The 6,753-nt window shown below is 32.9% G+C and carries 8 protein-coding genes and 2 pseudogenes; all 10 read right to left on the bottom strand.

Annotation, left to right across the window (positions count from 1 at the left end):
* A pseudogene (locus tag IPN31_16475) lies at positions 1–263 on the bottom strand (sugar transferase).
* A 1,204-nt stretch (positions 264–1,467) separates the two neighbouring features.
* Positions 1,468–1,659, bottom strand: coding sequence for a hypothetical protein (locus IPN31_16470; GenBank protein ID MBK8683468.1), 192 nt, complete (start codon positions 1,657–1,659; stop codon positions 1,468–1,470).
* A gap of 237 nt (positions 1,660–1,896) precedes the next feature.
* On the bottom strand, positions 1,897–2,034 hold the full coding sequence (locus IPN31_16465) for a hypothetical protein (protein MBK8683467.1): 138 nt from the start codon (positions 2,032–2,034) through the stop codon (positions 1,897–1,899).
* Positions 2,035–2,039: 5 nt separating this feature from the next.
* Positions 2,040–2,285 carry a hypothetical protein gene (locus IPN31_16460; GenBank protein ID MBK8683466.1) on the bottom strand — a complete coding sequence of 82 codons (246 nt, stop codon included), beginning with the start codon at positions 2,283–2,285 and terminating at the stop codon, positions 2,040–2,042.
* Positions 2,286–2,545: 260 nt separating this feature from the next.
* A complete protein-coding gene (locus IPN31_16455) occupies positions 2,546–3,190 on the bottom strand; it encodes a hypothetical protein (GenBank protein ID MBK8683465.1) in 645 nt (214 codons plus the stop codon).
* Positions 3,180–3,896 (bottom strand): glycosyltransferase family 4 protein, encoded by a 717-nt coding sequence (locus IPN31_16450; GenBank protein MBK8683464.1) that lies wholly within the window; start codon positions 3,894–3,896, stop codon positions 3,180–3,182. The genes IPN31_16455 and IPN31_16450 overlap by 11 nt, the downstream gene beginning before the upstream one ends.
* An 83-nt stretch (positions 3,897–3,979) precedes the next feature.
* Complete coding sequence (locus IPN31_16445; protein ID MBK8683463.1) at positions 3,980–4,309, bottom strand: hypothetical protein; 330 nt, start codon at positions 4,307–4,309, stop codon at positions 3,980–3,982.
* A gap of 5 nt (positions 4,310–4,314) precedes the next feature.
* Positions 4,315–4,599 (bottom strand): annotated as a pseudogene (locus IPN31_16440) (glycosyltransferase).
* A gap of 79 nt (positions 4,600–4,678) precedes the next feature.
* Positions 4,679–5,380 carry a hypothetical protein gene (locus tag IPN31_16435; protein ID MBK8683462.1) on the bottom strand — a complete coding sequence of 234 codons (702 nt, stop codon included), beginning with the start codon at positions 5,378–5,380 and terminating at the stop codon, positions 4,679–4,681.
* A gap of 13 nt (positions 5,381–5,393) precedes the next feature.
* Positions 5,394–6,512 carry a hypothetical protein gene (locus tag IPN31_16430; protein ID MBK8683461.1) on the bottom strand — a complete coding sequence of 373 codons (1,119 nt, stop codon included), beginning with the start codon at positions 6,510–6,512 and terminating at the stop codon, positions 5,394–5,396.
* Positions 6,513–6,753 lie beyond the last annotated feature (241 nt).

Below are 6,753 nucleotides of genomic sequence, written 5' to 3'. Positions count from 1 at the left end.
ATTCCAACTAAGCCTGTTTCTGCCATTCTTGTGCCCAACCAGTAATGCCCGGTCTTACAAAGATGTCGTCTGCGTTGTTCATCGGAATACAATAGAATGTATTTATATAACGGTGGTCGTGGACCAATTAAACTCATATCACCAGTTAATACATTCCACAACTGCGGCAATTCATCAATAGATGTTTTGCGAATAAATTTAAATCACAGTAAGTCGTTTATTATCGGGTAATAAATCTCATTGGAATCTCTGTTGTCATTCATAAATTTGAATTTTACAATACAAATTTTCTTTTCCCTATAACCGGGACGATCCTGACGAAGAATACGCTTTTATTTATTTGTGAAGTAGAGAATTATAGAAATAATTAAAAGCAAAGGCGAAAGCAAAAGCAAAAAGAAATACTGCTGCTAAAATCAATTGCATATTTAATGGAAGTGTTTGATACATTATGATTTATACTGAGAGATATAGTAGATGGCTTTTCATTTTTAAACCGTTTTCTTTTTGCCTTGATGCAAAGAAACAAAAATCAAAGACTGTATAAAAACCTGCCTACCGGACGGGCAGGCAAACGCCAAAATTTATAAGGTCATTTCGCTTGGATCAGAATTTCTGGATACCATAACATTTTCCCAAAGAACTGGATGATTCATCGGCCACACAGGATTTCTTTAGAATTCAAGCAAGGGGGTGTGTAAGCCTTTGTATTAAGCAATACAGAAATAAAGCAGCGCAACGCAACTGTATTTGACGCAAAAATTCATGTTGTGTAAGGGGTCAAAAGTACTGTACAGCCTTAATTCTTTGGTTCTTTCTTCTTTCAGGAACAAAGAAAAGATCACACAAATTTTAACATTTGTTGACATTGAATTCAAAAATGTATTTTTCAATTATTATAGATTTCTCCGATTAGTGATCTACAGGTTCTGCTGAAACAAGATTCTACATCCGGCCAACGCTTTACAATTTGTTGTAATAATGACTTTAATGCGGCTATTTCATCCTGTTTCCGATTTTTGAATCTATATGACACAAAAAATTTACTCAGTGCGGACTGGTATTCGCGGGTTTATTCCATCTGACATCTGCCGCTATTTGTCGCATGAAAATCTGCTCAATCAATATTTCTATTATCAGTTGGTTCAAAGACGTCTTGCGCACCTAAAGGTGATTTTATTATTTCTTTTAATGCCAGTTTGTATTCCATTGCCGTTTGTATTTTCGTTTTCTCTTTGCATTGCAGGTGTGGTTTTATCCATTGCCTGAATTCCATTTTCCCATAATAAGCTGTTCAAATGAGGGGATGGGGAAATTGTTGTGTGCAGGTGGACGGTTTAGGTAAATACAGTAGCACTTTGACCATATATACTTTTCAAATGCATCTAATCTGACTTAATAATTTCAGGATAGGTTTTTAAATCTTCAACATCCTGAAATGCAAATGCTTAGGTATAACTTTCAATGTTACTTTAGCCTTTTGTATTTATTCAAGTGTAGAATTGTTTTTAATGCGGCAAGAATATCTGCGTCTTTGTTTTTAATTTTAGATGAAACACTTAAATTTAAATGTTCTCTGCCGTGAAATTGTGGAGCCATTAATCCTGTTGCAATGCCTTGCTGCCATAATTCCGATGCACCTGAATATGCATCAAGCATTGTTTTGTTAGTTTTTTATAAGTCACCGGTAACAATTCACAAAGCATATTCCGAAAAAGTTGTTCTGCCATTTTTTCAAATGCAATATTGCGGGACTAATACATAAGGTGTAAATACTGCTGACTTATTATTCTTTGTCTTTTATGGAGATAATGTTGCATTGAGTAATGGCAAATCTTTCTTGTCTCCAAAGTATCATGAGCATCAAAGCGGGAAGGGTTGATAATCCTGTTGTATCTAGTTTTCTCTTGCTTCTTTAGAATCTAAACGCACATTACCGTAATCATCTACAGAAAATAAAATGAGTTTTTTGTTGGTTTTCCAACCGAGGAGATTTTTAAGATTGTTCTGAAGATTTGTTTTAACTGTGCTCAAAATTTTTAAAGTGTTTGCTCTGATAAATACAACTCTACAATTTTATCTGCATTAGGCCTTCTAAAATCCTGAGCAGCTTTTAATGCATTTGCTGAATACAGAGATTGCAATTCAGAGTCTTTCGATAATTGCACTATGAATTCTGCTGCCTGATTTAATTCATTGCTGTCAAAACTTTTTCCATTATTAAAATGCAAACTGTAATCGTGTAATTCAGAATCTTTGCTGTAATAAATAATGCAGGGATACAATAACTCATCAGGTTATAAGTTTTGCTCGGCACACTTCCTTTCGAAGTGGTTTCATCTAAGATTACTACACCAAGATCAGCAGCCGAAAGTGAATAAGGAAACATAGCATCGGTTTGAAATGGAAGGAATACGCAATTGTGTAAATCCTTTTCTTCTACCAATTTTTGCAAGTGAGGAACACGAGAGCCACGACCAATAATTTGGAAAAGAATTTCATTATTGTCCTTTAATATTTCAAAAGCTGTACCATTACTTCCACTTTATGCGTAAAGCCCGATATTACCTGAATACTGCACAATAAATTTATCTTGCAATTTATGTTCTATAATAAATGGATTTGTATTTTTTTCTACTTTCGAATTTGTTTGAAAGATGGACCAAATAGGTGTAATTAAAATTTTACTTCTATCAATATAAACCGATAATAAATCAGCCATTCTATTTCCAATTGTAAAAAGCCGGTAGGCTTTTTTAAAAACTATTCTGTTGCATTTTGCCCATAGACTATAGAACCAATGCGACTCTTTCATTCCGGTAATTTTAAATACATCCGGATACACATCCCAAATCAACATACTAAAACGATGGGGCAAAAATAATTTTAGCAAATAACCCATTGGTGGCAGCGAAATAAAAAACACTTCATGCTTTCTGAATCTTGTAATGAGCAACCAATAAATTTGTATTGCACCCATTACGTAACCATACAATTTTTTTGAAGCAGGACGCTCCTTCCATTTAATAATGTTATGTACTTTAATTACAGAATTTAATTCCTCTCCCTGTACATGGATACTTCCTGTTATGAGATCAACCTTTTCAAACTTTTCTGCAAATGCATTGCATAAACCAATGGTAAGATAATTTACAGCTTGATTAACAACAACAATTTTTCTAGTTACCATGTATTGCTGCTTTGCAAATATCAAGATATTGCTCTGCCCGTTGCTTTGCTGTACCAAAATAATTTAAGCGGCGAATACCTTTTTCAATCAAAGTATTTTGCAATTCATCATTATCCACTAACAAAGTAATTGCATCAATAACACTTTGCGGATTCATCGGATCAAAATACAATGCAGCATCATCACACACTGTATGTGCAAAGCCAAGATCACTTGTAAGTATTGGTTTTTTCATTGCCATTGCTTCTGCATAAGAAGCAGAAAAACATTCCAATAATGTCGGTAAAAACATTGCATCGCATTCTGCATATAAAGAAGGACCGTCAGCAGGAAGCACAGTACCAACATTTATTATAAAGTCATGATATGCCTTAGGAAAATGCATTTCAAAATCAGATGGTGCCAATGTAACAACAAAACGAATTCGATTTAATAATGCCGGTGGCATTGCATCAATGATCTTATTAATAATTGACAAGTTCTTATGCTTGTACCATGCACTTAAAGTAAGCAAGCGAAACTCACCCTTTTTTTTTGCAGGTAGTTTTTGTAATCCATTTCTTGGAACAACATATAAGGAGCTATAAGTATTGGAAACTACCCTCACTTTTTTATCAGGCCATTTTTTAGTTAGTCTGCTTTGTATATCCTCCGTTTGTACAACAAGTACATCTGCATCTCTTTTAAAAAATAATTTATAAGCCATCCTTTTTAAATCTCCATTTCAGTTTTTCAGATGCGCTTATTATTTTAAAAAATGGAGAATCAAAATATATGTAATGAGGTAAATTATATCCAATGATATGTGGATTCTTTTGATTTCCAATATGCAGGACCACTTGTTGTAATTATCACATCAGGATTTATTTTCTGCTCTAACGCATTCAAATACTTTTGTGCTTTTCGAAAAGTGGTTATACTGCTTGCCGGTCTATAACCAATATTATAAAAATGAAAATTTTCACCGAAGGATTTATTTTCAATTATTTCACTTAACATTACTCCTAACACAATATGATAATCATTCTCTGTAAAATTTTTAAATTCTTCTATCAATGATTTGGCAACCTGTACGCCACCGCCTTTAAAAGTTGTTGCTGTATTAATTAGAATAATCAACTACTTCAAGTTAAAATAAAATCAAGATATTGTTGTGCAATTTTATCAGTGCTGAACTGCTTCATTTTTTCACGGTCTGCAAGGCCAAACTGCTTTCTTAAATCAGCATCCTCCATTAGCAATCGCAATTTCTCGATATATAATTTCTCATTGCCAAGTGGTATAAGAAAACCATTCACATTGTCATCAATCAAATCTGCCGGACCTGTAATACAATCATAACTAATACATGCACAACCCGCAGCCATTGCTTCTGCAAGCGCATTTGGAAACCCCTCAGAGTATGAAGTAAATGCAAAATTGAAGCCTTAAGATTTAACTCCTTAATATCCCTTCTATATCCTAAAATACTTATTGAACTATTTAGATTTAACTCTTTGATTTTTTTTTCAACTCTTCACATTTCGGACCATCACCAATAAAGTGTAATTGCCAGTCCCTTTTAACTACATTGTCTATTGCATCATAATAATCAACTAATAAATTTTGATTTTTCATTCCTCCAATTGATCCGACATTAATAATTATATTATTCCTTTCAGTTTTAATTGCCGTATTCACAGTATCAATAGGATTATTAATTACAACCAAATTAGATCCTCGATAAGAAGCAGCTAATAATTCTTTTGATTTAGCTGTTTGTAATATAACTGTATCTGCCCACTTATAAAAAATTGGATTCACAATCCCACGATATCCTTCTAAACTCGATAAAGGTGAGGCACGATTTGAAACATGCACCTTCGATTTTAGAAATAAGGAAGCTAATATTATGAGTGCATTGTATCGTTCATGAAATCCTATAATATGATCGGGCTTAATTCTTTTTAAGTTTCTCCTTAAATAAATCAAAACCATTAATGCATTAATAATTTTGATGTTACTGAATCTTATTTTTTTAGGCTGTACTATCTGAATTGCATTGTTGATGTCGTACATTATCGGTTGACGGCTAAATAAGAGAATGCCTATTTCCACACCATGAATAAGTTGAAGTTGATTTGTTATAATAGATATCACTCGTTGTAATCCACCTGCTTTCATAGAATCTGCAACAAATACGACTTTCATTTATTTTCGTAATCTAACTATAGTCCTTAATAATAAATCTTGTTTTCCCCCTTTCATCAGCTATATTTTCAACTAATGCATAAGTGATATTCACTTTACCATTCGTTAATTTAATTAGTTGGTCTATAATTAATTCAACAACATGAACTGCATCCTCCTTGTTGTTTTTTGGAACTAATGAAATCTTAATTGACATATCCTTACTTTGAATAAACTGGAACTGCTTTACAATCAAATAATAAGGATCAAATACTGTTGTAAGAAATTCACCATTTAATACCCCATATCCGGGTACTTCCAAATAATCACTTATTCTTCCTTTAACAGGAGAAATCAAGGGAAGAACACAACCGCAGGTACAACTTGAATTTTCCCATTTAGCTCTATCTCCCACCCTATACTTTATAAGTGGAAATATTTCATTTTGAAGATCTGTCAAAAGAATATCGCCATATTCATAATTGGAGCATACTCTTTGAGTTTCTGAATTAATAATATCAATATGGCGGTAATCTATATTTACATGTAGATTATTTTCACCAGGACAATTAGCGGCAACAAAATGAATTTCACTACAAGCATATTGATCCAATATGTTTGATGTAAACGCTTCGCTAAATAAAGTTTTTTGCAAAGTTGAAATTGGAGCTGCCGTTCCCCAAACCAATTTAACAGAGGGTAATTTCAATTTATGTTTTAATACAAAATTTGTAAACTGTTCTAAGCCTCCTACATATCCTTGTAGAATCTCTATAGAATACTTTTTAGAATCGTTATAAAATGCCCACAACTTTTCTTCTGTTATAAAAGAGGCATCTAACTTCACCCTTTTAGTCGGCCACCATATAACATTATTTATGGTTCGATATTTAAAGGTCTTATTTGAATTAGGGATTCTCCATATCATACCCATATTAACTCCCGGGTTTAACTCCCAATGCTTCAGCATTCGCCATTTTAAAATCTCTTCCGGAAAGTGCCTATCTCTATATACCACCAAAGGCTCCCCTGTAGATCCGCCTGTGGTTGATTTAAGTAATCTTGTTCTTGGAAGCAAAGTCACAATGATTTGCTCAGAATTATTTCGAATATGTTCTTTTTCAATAATTGGTACTTTATTCCAATCATCCATATTCTTCAAGTCTGAAGGATGAAATCCGGATTCATCATAAAAGCTTTTATAAAATGAGCTATTGGAATATGCATGTTGAATAATTTTTTTCTTTTATTCCAATTGAGAAACATAATTTCATCTAAACTTAATTTCTAATTTGTTAATGCCTCTGTATATAGCACATATTGCTGAGAGCGCAAATGTTTTTGTTTGTACCAAAAAATATTTTGTTTAAACATTCTATACTCCTATAGTAGTA

The organism is Bacteroidota bacterium (assembly GCA_016715425.1).
Lineage (GTDB): Bacteria > Bacteroidota > Bacteroidia > Chitinophagales > BACL12 > JADKAC01.
Note: the sequence above shows the minus strand (reverse complement) of the source record. Positions and strands in the feature narration are given on the sequence as shown.